This window comes from Mesorhizobium sp. NPDC059025 (assembly GCF_042739655.1).
Taxonomy (GTDB): domain Bacteria; phylum Pseudomonadota; class Alphaproteobacteria; order Rhizobiales; family Rhizobiaceae; genus Mesorhizobium.
This window is the reverse complement of sequence record NZ_JBHYIM010000007.1, coordinates 76,224-92,938: the sequence shown is the minus strand read 5'-3', so window position 1 is coordinate 92,938 and position 16,715 is coordinate 76,224. Positions and strand designations below refer to the sequence as shown.

The window sequence follows — 16,715 nt, the reverse complement described above, 5'->3', positions numbered from 1 at the left end:
ACACTTTACAAACCGCTACGCGAAATCGGGGCGCCATGAGGCGAAATGGGTGTTGGGGCGGTGCGCCAACCGACCCAGCGGCCGGCGAAGATGCTCCACGAGCGGTATGCCATACCAGGTTTGCCGGTAAACGTATAAACGACGACCCCGGCCAAGGGGCGCAGGAGCCGCGGCAGGTAGTCACCGAAGCCATAACCATGCTTGCGCATTACGTAGCCGAGGCCCATTGAATAAAGGCGCATCTTGGCCACTGCGGCAGGCGTGGTCCGGTTGGAGCGATCGTCTGGGTGGTGGCCGATAAAAGCGGGATCGTACCATCCTGTTCGTCCCGCGGACAAAAGTCTCAGCGCCAGGTCCTGGATTTCATAGCCCCCCCACTGCGTATCGGAGCCCGGGCCGATCGCGACGTCGAAGCCACCGGCCGCGTCGAAGTCAGATCGTTTAACAACCAGCATCCATTCGATCAGGGTTGTCCAGACCGTCGCAGGCTCGATCGGTACCGCCTCCGCAGCGAAGTCGCCCATGATTGTTTGACCCAGCGCATTGGTGGCGCGACCGCAGTAGAAATCGGCGGGATGATCCTTCCTGAGGGTGTCTATGCGAGCGAGCAGGTCCAGCGGATACCAGCAGTCGTCGTCCGGAAACATCAGCCATTGGCCTCGGGCCCGGGCAGCGCCAAGATTGCGCGCGCGGCAGACACCCTTCCTGTCGGTACGCAGGTGGATGATGGTCATGAGCCCGACGAAGCTGGCCAGTACCGGGACCAGCCGGTCGTCGGGATTCTGATCGACAATGATCAACTCGAAGTCGCGACGCTCCTCGGCAGCCAAGGAGCGCAGCAGCACGGCCAGCTCGTGCGAACGGCCCAGCGTGGCGACGACCATAGAGGTCTCGATTTCCGGACCGTTCCGGGACATGCATGCCCTGTCTGCGGCGAGGTTGCGGCTGTCGGACGAGGCCTCGTCCTGATACCGGCCTATCTTGGCTTCGACGCGTTAAATTGACGTGAAACCAGCCTGGATCGGGCTTATTGATTTTGCGTTGGAGAGCGACGCAGCAGCCTGCCTGCCAATGTGATCGTGGCGATGCCAATGAGCCCGGCAGCTGCCTTGATGACCATGTCCTCGATCCGCCCGTGGCGACCGGGATCGATCAACTGAAGCAATTCCAGCACTGTCGCGATGCTCACGACGAAAACGGCGATGCGTAGCGTGTGCCGCGGGAAGCTCAGCGCCAACGCACTGCCCAGCAGCATATAGGCCAAGGCCCGCTCCAGATTGGCATCGCCGAGATGCGGTCTCAGTCCGATCGGCGAGAGGGTGGCGAAGACGATCAAAGCCAGGAGGAAGATCGAAGCAAGGCGGTAAAGAAGAATCATCGCGCGTAACTAATGTCGGATTCAGGCAGTTTAAAGCACGCTTTTTGTCGCTGCCCAAGGGATGCTGCCGGTCAACAGAATTTTACTGCAGAGCAGGCGGGCCAAGATTCAAACGGCCGATTTAGCGGTTTGTTAACCATAAATTGGAACATTCGCGATACGCCAATCTGCGCGCGGCAGTTCGTTGCGTGAGGCAGAATGGGGGTTAGGTCGTGCCGCTTGCCCAGGCTCAGGCGTAACGACTTTTATCTCGGGGCACCATGGACATAGATATCCTTCAACTGCCTGGGGTTCTCAGACGCCGGTGGCCTTATGTGGTGCTGGCGGTGCTGGCGTCCCTGGCGTTGGCGGTGGCCTTTCTCGCCACCCAGAATGCATACTATCGTTCTACCGTCGAAATCCTGCTGGATACCAGCCGTGACGCTGCAACGGGCGACACCGGTTCGGGCGAAGCACAGGTGAGCACGCAGCAAACCGTCACCAGCCAGATTTACGTGCTCCAGTCGCGCGAGACATTGCGCAAGGTCGTCGACAAGCTCGACCTGACAAACGATCCCTACCTGGCCGCCAGTGGTGGTGGCTTGTTGCAGATCTTCGGGGGAGGCACGCCGGCACCGGCGGATCGTACGGACGCGGTCGTCGATGCGCTGGTGAAGAACCTGACTGTCGCTCAGGCTGGAGATTCGCTGGTGCTGTCGGTGACGGTGAAGCACCAAGACAGCGAAAAGGCGGCCAAAATCGCGCAGGAGATTGCCGATATCTATCTCAAGAGCTCGAATGAGGCTCGGACCGATGCAGAAGAACGCGCCAACACCGCGCTGCAGCAGCAGGCGGAAACCTTACGGAAACGCCTGTCGGATGCCCTGGCCGCAGCCGAAAAATTCCGAAGCGAGAATGGGTTGATCACCGCCGGGCAACAGGGCCTGGTGACAGATCAGCAACTGGCGGGCATCAATCAGCAACTGCTTGCGGCGCGGCAGGCAGCCGAGCAGCAGAAGGCGATCGCCGACCAGGCCAGCCAGCTCAACATGTCCAATGTCGAGACCGGCGCCATTGCCGAGGCGCTGCAGTCGCCGACGCTGATCGACCTGCGCAGCCGCTATGCGCAACTGCTGGACAGACAAGCGGAGGTCGCAACCAGCCTCGGTGGGGAGCACCCGCAAATGCGGGCCGTGCGTTCGCAGATCGCCGCCATGCGCGTCTCGATCGAAAACGAACTCGAGCGTGTCCGCAGGACCGCACAGTCCAATGCCGATCGCGCGCGCGCCAATCTCAACTCCTTGCAGACGCGCTTCGACGCCTTGGCCGAGATGAACAGCGAGAAGGGTGATGCCCGGATCAAGCTGGCGCAACTCGAGAATGAGGCAGCCTCGATCAATTCCGTCTACCAGTCCTTCCTGAGCCGCTCGGAGGATCTGGTCAGTCGACAGAACATCGGCAAGGGCTCTTCGCGGATCATTTCACCGGCCATCGCGTCGACGAAGCCAGTGCAGGCGCCGAAGAGCCTGGTACTCATTGCTGCGCTGCTGTTCGGTACGGCAGCAGGATCGGTGCTCGCGGTGCTGCGCGATGCGATCAGTGGTGCCGTCCGTTCGGAACGGGAACTGGTAGCCACGACCGGCGCTCCGGTACTGCGCACCGTCACACGCCTTGTGGACAGCGGCAAGATCGGCTGGCGTCAGCGGTTGAGCCAGATCTTCCAGCTGCGTCGCGCAGACGCCCCACCCGCCGAGGTGAAGGGCCAGCAAATACCGGAAATGGGTCTCGCCAGGATCAACAATCTGACGGGGCTTCGACGTTCCGACGGACTGCCTACCGTCGTCGTCGTCGCGGCAGCCGATCCGACCGTGGTCAGCGAGCATGCGGCGCCAGGGATTGCCCGCCAACTGCACGGCCTCGGCGAAGAAGTCTACCTGTTCAATGGCGCGCTCCGTACCGAAGCGCGGGCAAGGCCTCACGGCCGCGCGGATCATCATCCACTTAAAGACGTGCTGGAATATGAGCACATTGGCGACAGCCGTTCGCCCGCGTTGCTTTCGTTGGCCGCGGAGCTTGAACGCGTTTCCGGCGCGGTGCCTCCTTTCTTTGTGGTCGATGCTTGCGGCACCGAGGCGCAGGAGCTGTTGCCAGTCCTGCTCAAATTTGCCGACGGCATCATTCTGCAATCTGAGATCGGTTCAACTCACAAGAACGAACTGGCCTTGCTGATCAGCGAGATCGAACCGTGGCGCGAGAAGCTGGTTGGCAACATCGTCGTCGGAAGAGCTGCGTGAGTATCGGGGCGGGATCATGACCGCAGCGTCCGCGACCGTCCAAGGCTTGAGCCGTTCCCAGTCGACTATGGCAGGATCGGCGGATGACACAATGCCGGGGCTGATTAGGTTCCTGGCAATCGCCGCGCTTGTCGCGGCACTGGTGTTCAACTTCTTCCTCTGTTTCGTGAACACCAAGCTGATGGGCATCACCGACGGCTATGTAATCCTGTCGGAAATGACGATTGTCGGCACCGCGTTTGTCGTCGCATTGACGCGGCGCGCGCCAATCTACCTGCTGCTGGGAGCCTTCATCAGCTACATGTTGTTCATCTTCGCCCTGAGAGGCGGTGAACTCAATCTGAAATCCGTGCGCGACATCCTGATCCCGATCGCCTTCTATTTCGCCGGCATGCGCCTGCGCGATCCGAAACTGGGCGACAGCCTCGTGCTGGTTTCGGGGATCATCGTGGTTGCCGCCGGGCTGTTTGAATATCTCGCTGTCGACACCTACGTGTCCTACTTCAATATCGTCGGCTACTACATCGCCCGAGGCACCATAACGGCCGACCAGATTTTTGGTGTCAGGGAGGGCCTGTTCATCTCCGGCATGCGACCAGAGCCGCGTACGATCCTGCCTTTCCTTGGTCAGCATCGCGTCTCATCGGTGTTCCTGGAGCCGGTGTCGATGGGCAACTTCGCGGTCATAATCTATGCCTGGGCACTCTATCGCGGCCGCGCCTTCAAGGGTTTTTGGCTGGCGTTGACCATGGCGTTCGCGGTGATCGCGCTGGCCGATGCTCGCTTCGGTCTCTATACCTGCGTCCTCATTACCGTGTTCTACCCGTTCTACAATCTTGTGCCGCGGCTCGCCTGGGCCATTCTTCCCTTCCTGCTGCTGGCTGTTCTGGCGGCCTATGGCACGGCAAGCGGCACTGACGGTGGTGCAAACGATCTGGTGGGCCGCTTCATGGTGACAGCCCATATCCTGACGCAGTTGTCACCGGCGGTTGTGCTGGGCTCGGAGCAGACCTCGCAGTTCACGGCCGATTCCGGTCTGGCCTACTCACTCACCGCCTTCGGAATCTTCGGCTTCGTGGTGCTTTGGGCAATCCTGGTGTTTGCACCGGCGGCCGAAGCACGTGCCTGGCGGTTCCATTGCATGGTGATGGTCTATCTGTTGCTGCTGATGCAGATCAGCGACTCGCTCTACTCGATCAAAACCGCGGCGCTGCTGTGGTTCCTGCTCGGAACGTCGAATGCCTACAAGTCGTTCGTCGCGGATGAGACTTCGCTCAGGCCGGCTGTGAGGCCAGCGCCCGCGCGATAGGATTGCCTGTCAGCTTTTCTTTTCAAGCGCGGGGCAAGAACCCCTCGCAGCCGGGATCGCTCCTGCCGCCTCCAAAGCTTTGAGTTGCGGACGATCGCCTGCCTTGGTCGGCTGGATGTTCAGGCCCTCGCTTTCCGGCCACCAGTCGCCACCTGCCCAATAGGTCCAGCCGGTCCATGTTTCCGGATTCTTGCCAATGAAATCGGCCATGGCGGTGATGCCATCCATGCAGACCTTGTTGGGAGCGCCGCCAAACTCTCCAAGGAAACCGCGCTTGCCGTTCTTCCGCAGCCACCCCGTGACGTCCCTGAGGGCGGTCAATGCATCAGCTGCCCGCGAGCATGTTTCGTTCGTGCCGGAGAAGTCGCTGTCGAGATACTGGTGGACTTCGTAAGCGTAGTTGTTTGCGCTATCCTCCACACCGAGCATCACCACGCCATTGGCCTGCTCCGGATCATCATTCAACCAGCTGTGCGCGCCGGTCCAGTTGGTCCCCGGTACCAGGATCAGGTTGCCGGCACGGGCCTGGCGTATGGCGGAAATGGCGGCATTGGCTGCCGAAAGCCATTGTGTGGCAGCGACATCATATGGCTCGTTCATCAGGCCGAACTGCACCGCCGGATCGTTGCGGTACTCGCTGGCGAGGCGCTTCCACAAATCCGCGAAGGCGGCATTGGGCACTGCTTCCGAGCCGATCAGCTGGCCGCGATAGCGGGCGTAATTGTGCACGTCGAGTATGACGGTCAGGCCGGCACCCTTGAGCCTGGCGATCGCATCGGTGAGACGCGCGTGTTCGGCCTTGTCAAAGGCCTTGCCGAGGTGCGGCTGCAGATGTTCCCATCGGAAGGGCAGGCGCACTGCATTGAAGCCTTTCCCTGCGAAGTAGCCGATCGTGGCGTCGCTGGGATAGATGTAATCCTTGCCGTAGACGCCTTCAGAATTCCCGAATTCGGCGCCAGCCAGGTTGACGCCTCTGAGGCAGCCGGCCGAGGCCGCATTTGATGCCAGGATCATGGATGCAACCAGGGTGGCCATGGTTCTCCAGGAGCGGGGACAGGATCGAGCCATGCGATGTCCTAGCCTGCTTCCGATGCGACCGCCATGGCCGCAGCTGGTGCGCTTGCGCCCAGGACCTCGCGGTAGACTGCGAGATAGCGTTCGGAAACGTGTTCCCAGGAGTAACCGTCAGCTGCTTGCATCGCAGCGGTGCGATAGCCTGCCGTGTCCGCCGCAAGCGTGTCAAACGCCGTTTCCATCGTTGTGGCGGTGGTTTCACTGTCCGCGAAGTCGCTTATGGAGATTTCGGCATGTTGCGAGGCCAGATCGCTATAGGCGGTGTTGGTGTTGAGCACCGGCATCAATCCGGCACTGAGGGCCTCCACCGCAACAAGACCGAAGCCCTCATAGTCCGAGGCCGAGGCAAATAGCGAGCAGTTGCCGAGTATGCTGCGGATTGTCTCGTTGGAGGGGCCGATATGCATGGTGGCATGGCGGCCAAGGTCGCGCGCGGTGATCATGTTTTCAACATCCGCCACGCTCTGGTCGCCCGGCACGCCGACAATGTCGAGATGCCAATCCCCGGATCTTGCGACCAGCGCCCGAATGGTATCGAGCAGATTGTCGAGACGCTTGTTGATCGAGAACCGGCCAAGCGTGACCACACGGCGCACTGCCCGAGGCGAACCTGCATCGACGAATTTTCGCGTGTCGACGCCGTTGTCGATCTGAATGACGCGGCTGCCGGCAATTGCCTGGAAAGTTCGCGTATCCTGGGCGCTGCAGCCGACAAGGCGGCGATAGGCACGCGCGGACAGCCGCGTCGCCGTGTTGAACCATACGGTCTTCAAGCCGGCGTATTTTTCGGTGTGGAAAAAGCCGCCATGCGTCGTGGCAATCATCGGTTTGCCGTGAAGGAAGCGTGTCCAGGCCAGTGCATCGAAGAAGAAATCGATGGCGTGCACGTGAACGATATCGGCGTCGCCGATATGCCGGAAAACCTGCGGCGCCAACGGATAGCGCGTGCTGCCGGAGAACGGAATCCGCACCACCTCGACCCCGTTGATGGTTTGCCTGGGCGGCAAGGTCTCGTGAAGTACGGTAAACCGCCGGTCGAGCGTCACGACGCGAACCCGATACCCTTGTTGCAGCAACTGGCTCGCCAGGTTGGCGACGACTTCCTCAAGCCCGCCTCTATTGGGCAGATATTGTCGCACCACCTGCACAGCAAGCGGAGCGCCGCGGTCGAAGGTGAGCTTGTCGGCTGTCAAAGACATGAAATTCTCGAGCTGCGGCGGCAGACCTTGGCATACCCGATATCACAAGGGGTGGTGAGAGGCTAAGACCTGGTTAATTGAAGCGGGGTCGACAGCCCTGCGGGCGCAAATTCATTGCGGGAGACGGTGAGCCGCCGGCATGCATCCGCCTATTTGCAGGTCACGTGCACTCGCCCATCAGCCTGTTTTGCCTCGCCGCAAGCAATTGGCTCAGACGTCTGAGAAGCAGGGGACGGGGTATTCAGTCGTGGGGCGGATGCCGTCCGGGCAGGCCGTCGCTTGCGCTGGACTACCGGTCTTTGCGGCGCAACCGGTTCTGCCGTCGGGCCAACCGGGAAGACCTCGGTGCCGCTTTCGACAGGTGGTGTCTGCACGGAGGGGGCGTCGTGCAGCCAGGCACGCCGCATGTCCATGGAGGGGGGAATAACGACGGTTCCATCATCGGTACGCGCACAGCCACCTGCCGCCATGGGCAGGCAGAAAATCATTCCCAGGACGTAGGGCCGTATCCGCATCATTCCGAAGACATCCATTACTCATATGTCGCATCCCCCGCAACTGCCTATCGGACAGAACAGGCTGGCACGTGCGCCGGTTCCGATTTGTTAAGGTTAATCGCCCATTAAACCTTCTCGGGCAGATTTGGCCGCCGGCTTGGGGAAGGCGGCGAGGCTTTTGGGCGAGGGGGTGGCTATGATGGACGACGCGATCGGAGCAGGCTTGTCTCCGGCGGCAAACGGACATGGCGTGGCCCACCTGACGACCGCCGATGACGCCTTTTCCCGCGAGACAGTTCACGAGTTGATCGAGGCCGACTCCGCCTGGTTGTGGGAGACCGATGCGGACCTGCGGTTCTCCTGGCTTTCCGCGAGTTATCACGCGGCGACAGGCAACGAGCCGGGCACCGTCATCGGGCATTTCCGCTTTGATTTTCTGGATCAGGTGCAAAAAGGCAGCGAGAATGCAGCCGCTCACCTGGAGAATCTGCAGGCGCGCCGCCCGTTCAAGGATTTTCTCTATCAACCCAAGGACAGTGGTCCCGGGTTCCGCTGGATCTCGACATCAGGATTTCCAAAATTCGATGCCGATGGCCGTTTCACCGGCTATCGCGGTATTGCCCGCAACGTCACCGCCATGGTCGAGGCAGTGGAGGATGTCAAAGGGCTGTCGAACCGGGGCGCCCAGCCGCGCGAGGAGCACATTGACCACATGATGGCAGCGCTCAACGCGATGAGCGATGCGATATGCTATTACGACGCCGAAGACCGGCTTGTGCTCTACAATCATGCCCTGCCGGCAATGTATCGCGGCATTGCCGACATCATCCACAAGGGCACCACCTTTCGCGATATCGTAGACGTCGGGCTGGAGCGCGGTTTCTGGGATACAGAAGGTCGGAGCAGCGACGAATGGCGCGCTGCAGTGCTGGACAAGCGGCGCAACGCGCAATCGTCGTCCTCGATCCTGCGCTTTGCCGACGGTCGCATCATCATGCATCGCGAAATGCATGGGGCCGAAGGCGGCACCATCTCTATCTGCACCGATATCACCGAATTCGAGGCGAATCGCTCCGAGGCGGCAGCGGCTGGCGAACGTGGCCGCGAGTTGGAGTCGGATCTGCAACGCACCATCGATTCCATGACCATGGGTGTGATCATTCTCGATGCCACGATGAATGCGGAGATCATCAATCGCGCATTCTATGACATCTGGAAGGTTACGCCCGAGCAGGTTGCCGTTGGTTGCCCGTTCCGCGCGCTGATGGACGTCAATCGCTACAACGGGGTTTACGATATCGCCGACGAGCATTGGGAGGACTATGTCGCTTCTCGTGTCGCGGAAATCAAAATCGGCGACGTCGCCCCACGCGAATTCCGCCGGGCTGACGGCCGCACCATGATTTATTCGGTGACGAAGCTGTCCGGCGGCAAGCGGCTGATCTCCTATGTCGACGTTTCAGAGGGGAAGAAGCGTGAAGCCGAAGCGGAAGAAGCGCGTCGCTACCTGGCAAATGTGCTGGAGTCGCTTCCGGCCAGCGTGTTGATCTACGATCGCGACGATCGTTTCGTCTTCGCCAACAGGAAGCTTCTGGATTCGATCCCGGCACTGCGACCTGCCTGGCAGGAGGGCAAGACGTTCCGCGACTCGTTGGAACTCGGCCATGCCAATGGCTGCTTCCGTCTCAGTGGTGACCCCGCCATTGACCAGCTCTACGATGTCGATCCCGATGCCTGGCTGAACGCCATGCTGCTTCGTTGCCGGCAGCGCTATTCGAGCTTCGAACGACAGAATCCCGACGGGCGCTGGTATCAGGCCTTCGACATGCGTGCGGAGGACGGCACGTTCATCGGTGTGCGCGTCGATATCTCCGACCTGAAGGATCGTGAGCGGGCATTGCAGGAATCGATGAGCGAGAACGAGGTGTTCCGCTCGCTGATCGACAATGTTCCGGTGTCGATCTACGCCAAGCGTTCGGACCTCAAGCTGTTCTATGTGAACGAAGGCTGGTGCGAGCTTACGGGCGTGGCTCGCGAGGACGCGATCGGCAGGACGGATGTCGAAATCTTCGGCGAGGAAGGCCAGGCCTTCGTCGAAGGAGATCTGGCGGTTCTGCGCACAGGCAAGACCTACGAGGTCGAGGAAGAAGTCACCGCGGCCGATGGCTCGACGCGGCATCAGTTCGCGCGCAAGGGCGCGATGATTGCTTCGGACGGGTCGCTTTATCTGATCGGCTCGACCACCGACATCACAGACCTGAAGGAACGTGAGGTCGAGTTGAAGGAAGCTCGTCAGCGCGCTGTACTCGCCGACCGCGCCAAGTCCGAATTTCTCGCCAATATGAGCCATGAGATCCGTACGCCGATGAATGGCGTGCTCGGCATGGCTGAGTTGCTCGCCAAGTCCGATCTCGACGCCAAGCAGAAGACTTTCACCGATATCATCGTGAAGTCGGGCAATGCGCTGCTTACCATCATCAACGACATCCTCGATTTCTCGAAAATCGATGCTGGCCAGCTCGTGCTCGATCCGGCGCCATTCAATCTGGCGGAAGCCATCGAGGATGTGGCCACGTTGGTCTCGACGAGAGCCAAGGAAAAAGATCTCGAGCTCATCGTACGTGTCCAACCTGGGCTGGACGGGCTGTTTGTCGGTGATGTCGGGCGCATCCGCCAGATCGTGACCAATCTGCTTGGCAACGCGGTGAAGTTCACCGACAATGGCCATGTCCTGGTCGATGTCACCGGTCAAAAGATGCCATCCGGCACGAAACTGACGATCTCCGTCACCGACACGGGGATAGGCATTCCCCAGGAAAAGCTCAGCCAGGTCTTTGAGAAATTCAGCCAGGTCGACACGTCTTCGACGCGGCGACACGAGGGAACTGGTCTTGGATTGGCGATCACGTCCCGGCTCGTGGAGCTGATGGACGGCGAAATCGGGGTTGAAAGCGCCGAAGGCAAGGGTTCGACCTTCTGGTTCACGGTGACATTGGCCAGCGCAGAGCAAGCCGAGAAACAGCGCGTGTTGCCGATCGACGTCACTGGCGCGCGCGTGCTCGTTGTCGACGACAATGCGGTGAACCGCTCGATCCTTAGCGAGCAGATGGCATCGTGGTCGTTCGATTCGTGCGCGGCGGCGAGCGGACCCGAGGGGCTGAAGGTTCTGGCTGCCGCGGCAGCGTATGGCGTGCCAGTCGATTGCGTGGTGCTCGATTACCAGATGCCTGAAATGACCGGCGCGGAAGTCGCGCGTGCGATCCGCAACACCGAGGGCCTTTCCAGTACACCCATCATCATGCTGACGTCGGTCGACCAGACACTGTCCAACGCCAGCTATCGCGATCTTGGCATCGCCGCGCATCTCATCAAGCCGGCTCGCTCTTCGATATTGCTGGAGGCATTGGTTTCGACCATCCAGAAGCACAGGGGCGGGTTGGCTACCCGCCCGCCGACGAGCGATGTTCTGAAAACACCGGCCTCGGTCCCGGATCGCGGCAATGTCGAAACCTGGGCGCCGGTCGTGCCGGTTCCATCTCAGCCACCGGCCGCGGACGGCAATGGAGCGCTCGATATTCTCGTTGCCGAGGACAATGAGGTGAACCAGCTCGTCTTCACCCAGATACTGGCCGATACCGGCTACAGTTTTGAAATCGTCGGCAATGGCAAGCTGGCGCTGGAGACGTCAGGCCGACTGAAGCCACGGATGATCCTGATGGATGTCTCAATGCCACAGATGAACGGCCTGGAGGCGACCGGCGAAATCCGCAAACGCGAAGCATTGGATGGAACACACATACCCATCGTCGGCGTGACCGCCCACGCGCTGAAGGGAGACCGGGAGCGTTGCCTCGAAGCCGGTATGGATGACTACCTGCCCAAACCGATCAGCCCGAAAGCCTTACTTGAGAAGCTCGATCGCTGGCTCGGCGGTAAAGACACAGCCTATCGCAGCGCCGGATAGAAAGCCGGCGTCGAGATCAGGTAGAGTTTTCGTAAATCTGGCAGAAAAGTTGTTTGCCGGCTCCGATTAAGGTCTGGCCCTGGCAACCTGCTGATTCACAGCCAGAATCCAAGCTTTCACCAAAGTGGACTCGGCGGCGCTTTGCCGACCTGCCGAAAGCGCGTTACCGGGGTGACACGAAACTGTCATGTGACTGTAATAAACGAGCGCTATGGCCTCAGCCGGCGCCGCAGGAAAGGCGTCTAGAGACCACCTTCCTAACAGGAGCAGGCCCAATGAAAAAAGCCCTTCTTACCGCGTCGGCTGCTGCCTTCGCGCTCGCTGCATCGGCTGGCTACGCCGCCGCGCGCGACCAGATTCAGGTTGCCGGTTCGTCGACCGTGCTTCCCTACGCCAAGATTGTTGCCGAGCAGTTCGGCGAGACGTTCTCGAAGTTCAAGACCCCGGTGGTCGAGTCCGGCGGTTCGGGCGCCGGCATCAAGGAATTCTGCAAGGGCGTCGGTGAAAACACCATCGACATCGCCAACTCCTCGCGTCCGATCAAGAAAGACGAAGTGAAGTCCTGCCAGGATGCCGGCGTGAAGGACATCCAGGAAGTGAAGATCGGCTATGACGGCATCGTCTTCGCCACCGACATCAAGGGTCCGGATTGGGCGCTCGTTCCGGAAGACGTCTACAAGGCGCTCGCCGCCAAGATCGTGGTCGACGGCAAGCTGGTCGACAACCCGAACACCAAGTGGAGCCAGGTCAATCCGAAGCTCCCGGATTGGGACATTGCCGCTTACATCCCGGGCGAAAAGCACGGCACCCGTGAAGTCTTCGAAGAGAAGCTGCTGATCGCCGGCTGCAAGAAGCTCGGCGGCGTGGAAGCCGGTAAGGCCGGTGGCCTCGACGACAAGGCCGCGGAAGCTGCCTGCAAGGCGGTTCGCAAGGACGGCAAGGCTGTCGACATCGACGGCGACTACACCGAGACGCTCGCCCGTATCGACAGCAACAAGACCGGCGTCGGCGTGTTCGGCCTGGCTTTCTATGAAAACAACGCCGACAAGCTGAAGGTTGCCACTGTTTCGGGCATCACCCCGTCGACCGAGACCATCGCCAAGGGTGAGTATCCGGTATCGCGTCCGCTGTTCTTCTATGTGAAGAAGGCGCATCTCGGCGTCGTTCCGGGCCTGAAGGAATATGTCGACTTCTTCCTCGCCGACCAGATGGTCGGTCCGGAAGGCCCGCTCGCCGAATACGGCCTGGTTGCTGCTCCTGAGGCAGAACGCAAGGCTCAGCGCGAAGCTTTCGACGTCGGCAAGTCGCTGTAATCCTCCCAGGTGTCCGGGGTGCAGGTCCGACCTGTGCCCCGGTCGCCGCTGCCGGTCGTTGACCGGTAGCCCTTGTGACCTTTCAGAGGCCGCTCCATGTCATCCATGCTTGTGCTGGCAATCGTTCTCGTCATCGGCATCGTCGCCTTCGTCGTCGCAAGACAGCGGGCTCTTTCGCAGGATGACGGCAAGGTCAAACCGCATTCCAGACCTCACTACCATGGCTGGTGGGCGTTGCTGCTGGGTGTTCTTCCGGCGGTGCTTTTCCTTGCTGTCTGGAGCATCGGCTCCTCCGTCTATCTCAACAGCCGCCTGCATGCGCAGATGCCGGCTGAAACTGGCGTGGCCAGCGAGCCGCTGGCGGTCAGCCTGACCAAGAGCCTTGCAAATGGCCTGCGCAAGCTCGATGCCCAGCAGGTGGCGGCTCTGCCCGCGACCTTCGCCGAATTGCAGCCGCTTCTCAACGCCAAAGGCGTCGCGCTCGCCACCGATACGCAGGATTACATGATCCCGATCGCGGCGGAGGCCAACCGGACCACCGACTGGCTTGGTCTGATCGGCGCCATTATCACGATCGGACTGACGCTGGCTGGCGCCTTCTACGGAATTTCGCAGGTGCAGCTCCGCGCCCGCGCCCGCAACAATGTCGAAAGGCTGATGCTGTGGGGACTGCTTGGTGCCTCGACCATAGCCATCCTGACGACGATCGGCATCGTGTTGTCGATGCTGTTCCAGACACTGAACTTCTTCAACCGCGTGCCGCCCATGCATTTCTTCTTCGGCACGGTTTGGGATCCGCGTTTTGCCGCGGCCGGTGCCGGGGCGTCCGAAGGCCAGTTCGGTCTGATCCCGCTGCTGGCCGGTACGCTGTATATCGCCTTTGTCGCCCTGCTTGTCGCGGTGCCGGTTGGCCTGATGTCGGCGGTCTACATGTCCGAATATGCCGCGCCGAAGGTGCGAGCCGCGGTCAAGCCCGCACTCGAACTGCTCGCGGGTATTCCAACCATCGTCTACGGCATCTTCGCTCTCGTCACACTTGGACCCTTCCTGCGCGATCTCAGCGCGGCTCTTGCCGGCGGCACGTCGTTCATTCAGGCGCAGTCGATCCTGACCGCCGGCCTGGTGATGGGCGTGATGCTGATCCCGGTGGTGTCTTCGCTGTCGGACGACATCATCACCGCGGTGCCCCGGGCGATGCGTGACGGTTCGCTTGGCCTTGGCGCCACGCGCTCCGAGACGATCAAGCGTGTGATCCTGCCGGCAGCCTTGCCCGGCATCGTCGGCGCCATCCTGCTCACCGCCTCACGCGCCATCGGCGAAACAATGATCGTGGTGCTGGCCGCGGGCGTGGCCGCCAACCTCACCCTCAACCCGTTCGAGGCGATGACAACCATCACCGTCAAGATCGTCAACCAGCTGACGGGCGACCTTGAATTCAACTCGCCGCAGACGCTGGTCGCGTTTGCACTCGGCATCACGCTGTTTGCGCTGACGCTGGTGATGAACATCGTTGCCCTTTATATCGTGCGCAAATACCGGGAGCAGTACGAATGACCGACGTCACCCTGGATACGGTCGCCACCGCAACCCCTCCCGCGCGTCGCGACATCGGCCTCAAGCGCCGCTATGCCGCCGAACGCCGTTTCCGCCTCTATGGCGTGCTGGCCATCTGCATTGGCCTCGCCTTCCTGGTTGTCATGCTCCTGTCGATCCTGACCAAGGGCTATACGTCCTTCTGGCAGACGACGGTGTCGCTGCCGGTCACCTTCGATGAGAAGGTGATCGATCCGGACAACAAGCGGGCAACGGACCCGGAAGTCCTGTTGACCGCCAACTATCCGGCACTGGCACAGAAGGCGCTTGCCGAAAAACTCGGCATCGACGCGAAAAACAAGCCGATGATGACGAAGCTGAAGGGCTTCCTCTCCGAAGGTTCTCGCGTGCAACTGCGGGACGTGGTCGTTTCCGATCCGAAGGTGATCGGCACCACACGCACCGTCAATATCCTGGCGGGCGCCAACCTCGATTCCGCCTTCAAGGGCCAGATCGATCTCACTGTGCCCGAAGATCGCCGCAAGGTGTCGGACCAGCAGGTCGAATGGATGAACAAGCTCAAGGCCGAAGGCGCGATGGCCGAGCATTTCAACACCGGCCTGTTCACATTCGGGGCTTCGAGCCGCCCCGAGACGTCGGGCCTCGGTGTTGCCATCATCGGTTCATTCTACATGATGGTAATCGTGCTTCTGCTTGCATTGCCGATCGGCGTCGCCGCCTCGATCTATCTCGAGGAGTTCGCCAAGAAGAGCCGGTTCACCGACCTGATCGAGGTGAACATCAACAATCTGGCAGCCGTGCCCTCGATCGTGTTCGGTCTGCTCGGCCTCGCCGTATTCGTCAACTTCCTCGGCATGCCGCGCTCGGCCGCTTTCGTCGGCGGCCTGGTGCTGACGCTGATGACGCTGCCGACGATCATCATCGCAACGCGTGCCGCACTCGCGGCCGTGCCGCCTTCGATCCGCTCGGCCGCGCTCGGTCTCGGCGCTTCGAAGATGCAGATGGTGTTCCAGCACATCCTGCCCTTGGCTGCCCCCGGCATCCTGACCGGCACGATCATCGGCCTGGCGCGCGCACTCGGTGAAACGGCGCCGCTGCTGCTGATTGGCATGGTGGCATTTGTCGCAAACTATCCCGCAACCCCATTTGATCCCGCGACGGCGCTGCCGGTGCAGATCTATATGTGGGCCAACGAAGCTGAACGCGCGTTCGTGGAACGCATGTCCGGCGCAATCATCATCCTTCTGGTCTTCCTGATGGCCATGAACATCACAGCGATCGTGCTCAGGCGCCGCTTCGAACGGCGCTGGTAGAAAGGGAGCCTGATATGAATATCATGACGGAAAAGACCCTCGAACAGGCAGTGAGCAGCCAGATGAGCGCCCAGACGAACGAAATCATCAAGATGCGCGGCGACAAGGTGACCGTGCACTACGGTGAGAAACAGGCACTCTTCGACGTCAATCTCGACATTCGCCAGAATCAGGTGACGGCGCTGATCGGCCCTTCGGGCTGCGGCAAGTCGACCTTCCTGCGCTGCCTCAACCGCATGAACGACACGATCGATGCGGCCAAGGTCGGTGGCAAGATCACCCTCGATAGCGAAGACATCTACGATCCGAAGATCGACGTCGTGGAACTGCGTGCCCGCGTCGGCATGGTGTTCCAGAAACCCAATCCGTTCCCCAAATCGATCTACGAGAACGTCGCCTACGGACCGCGCATCCATGGCCTTGCCAAGAACAAGGCGGAGATGGACCGTATCGTCGAATCCAGCCTGCAGAAGGCTGCAATCTGGAACGAAGTGAAGGATCGCCTCAACGAGCCCGGCACCGGCCTTTCCGGCGGCCAGCAGCAGCGTCTGTGCATCGCGCGCGCCATCGCGGTGTCGCCTGAAGTCATTCTGATGGACGAACCGTGCTCGGCGCTTGATCCGATTGCGACCGCCAAGGTCGAGGAACTGATCGACGAACTGCGCCAGAACTACACGATCGTCATCGTCACCCATTCGATGCAGCAGGCCGCCCGCGTCTCGCAGCGCACGGCGATGTTCCATCTCGGCTACCTGGTCGAGGAAGGTGCTACCGACAAGATGTTCACCAACCCCGACGACAAGCGCACGCAGGACTACATCACCGGCCGTTTCGGCTGAGT

Annotated in this window: 11 protein-coding genes; 7 read left to right on the top strand and 4 right to left on the bottom strand. The window is 60.9% G+C overall.

What is annotated here, in order from left to right:
- Nucleotides 1-5: 5 nt before the first annotated feature.
- Nucleotides 6-884, bottom strand: coding sequence for a glycosyltransferase family 2 protein (locus tag ACFWYE_RS18035; RefSeq protein ID WP_379113248.1), 879 nt, complete (start codon nucleotides 882-884; stop codon nucleotides 6-8).
- Nucleotides 885-1,027: 143 nt separating this feature from the next.
- The gene (locus ACFWYE_RS18030; protein ID WP_379066242.1) at nucleotides 1,028-1,378 is read right to left on the bottom strand and encodes a VanZ family protein; all 351 of its coding nucleotides are present in this window, start codon (nucleotides 1,376-1,378) and stop codon (nucleotides 1,028-1,030) included.
- Between the two features lie 260 nt (nucleotides 1,379-1,638).
- Here ACFWYE_RS18030 and ACFWYE_RS18025 point away from each other — a divergent pair, with 260 nt between their 5' ends.
- Complete coding sequence (locus tag ACFWYE_RS18025; RefSeq protein WP_379113246.1) at nucleotides 1,639-3,651, top strand: GumC family protein; 2,013 nt, start codon at nucleotides 1,639-1,641, stop codon at nucleotides 3,649-3,651.
- Between the two features lie 91 nt (nucleotides 3,652-3,742).
- Nucleotides 3,743-4,960, top strand: coding sequence for a hypothetical protein (locus ACFWYE_RS18020; RefSeq protein WP_379113244.1), 1,218 nt, complete (start codon nucleotides 3,743-3,745; stop codon nucleotides 4,958-4,960).
- A 9-nt stretch (nucleotides 4,961-4,969) separates the two neighbouring features.
- On the opposite strand, the gene ACFWYE_RS18015 is transcribed toward ACFWYE_RS18020, so the two are convergent.
- Together ACFWYE_RS18015 and ACFWYE_RS18010 are read right to left on the bottom strand one after the other, a co-directional pair.
- A complete protein-coding gene (locus ACFWYE_RS18015; RefSeq protein WP_379113242.1) occupies nucleotides 4,970-5,995 on the bottom strand; it encodes a glycoside hydrolase family 5 protein in 1,026 nt (341 codons plus the stop codon).
- 41 nt (nucleotides 5,996-6,036) lie between these two features.
- Entirely contained in the window at nucleotides 6,037-7,233 is a 1,197-nt protein-coding gene (locus tag ACFWYE_RS18010; protein ID WP_379113240.1) for a glycosyltransferase family 4 protein, read from the bottom strand.
- Between the two features lie 693 nt (nucleotides 7,234-7,926).
- Between ACFWYE_RS18010 and ACFWYE_RS18005 the strand changes: the two genes are divergently transcribed.
- From ACFWYE_RS18005 to pstB, 5 genes are all read left to right on the top strand, one after another.
- Nucleotides 7,927-11,694 (top strand): response regulator, encoded by a 3,768-nt coding sequence (locus tag ACFWYE_RS18005; RefSeq protein ID WP_379113238.1) that lies wholly within the window; start codon nucleotides 7,927-7,929, stop codon nucleotides 11,692-11,694.
- A 275-nt stretch (nucleotides 11,695-11,969) separates the two neighbouring features.
- Nucleotides 11,970-13,007: a substrate-binding domain-containing protein gene (locus ACFWYE_RS18000; RefSeq protein WP_379113236.1), complete on the top strand. Its 1,038-nt coding sequence runs from the start codon at nucleotides 11,970-11,972 to the stop codon at nucleotides 13,005-13,007.
- A 96-nt stretch (nucleotides 13,008-13,103) separates the two neighbouring features.
- A complete protein-coding gene (gene pstC, locus ACFWYE_RS17995; RefSeq protein ID WP_379066254.1) occupies nucleotides 13,104-14,561 on the top strand; it encodes a phosphate ABC transporter permease subunit PstC in 1,458 nt (485 codons plus the stop codon).
- Nucleotides 14,558-15,874, top strand: a complete 1,317-nt coding sequence (pstA, locus tag ACFWYE_RS17990) for a phosphate ABC transporter permease PstA (protein WP_379066256.1) — start codon at nucleotides 14,558-14,560, stop codon at nucleotides 15,872-15,874. The genes pstC and pstA overlap by 4 nt, the downstream gene beginning before the upstream one ends.
- A gap of 14 nt (nucleotides 15,875-15,888) precedes the next feature.
- Nucleotides 15,889-16,713, top strand: a complete 825-nt coding sequence (gene pstB, locus ACFWYE_RS17985; protein WP_379066258.1) for a phosphate ABC transporter ATP-binding protein PstB — start codon at nucleotides 15,889-15,891, stop codon at nucleotides 16,711-16,713.
- The last annotated feature ends 2 nt before the right edge of the window (nucleotides 16,714-16,715 follow it).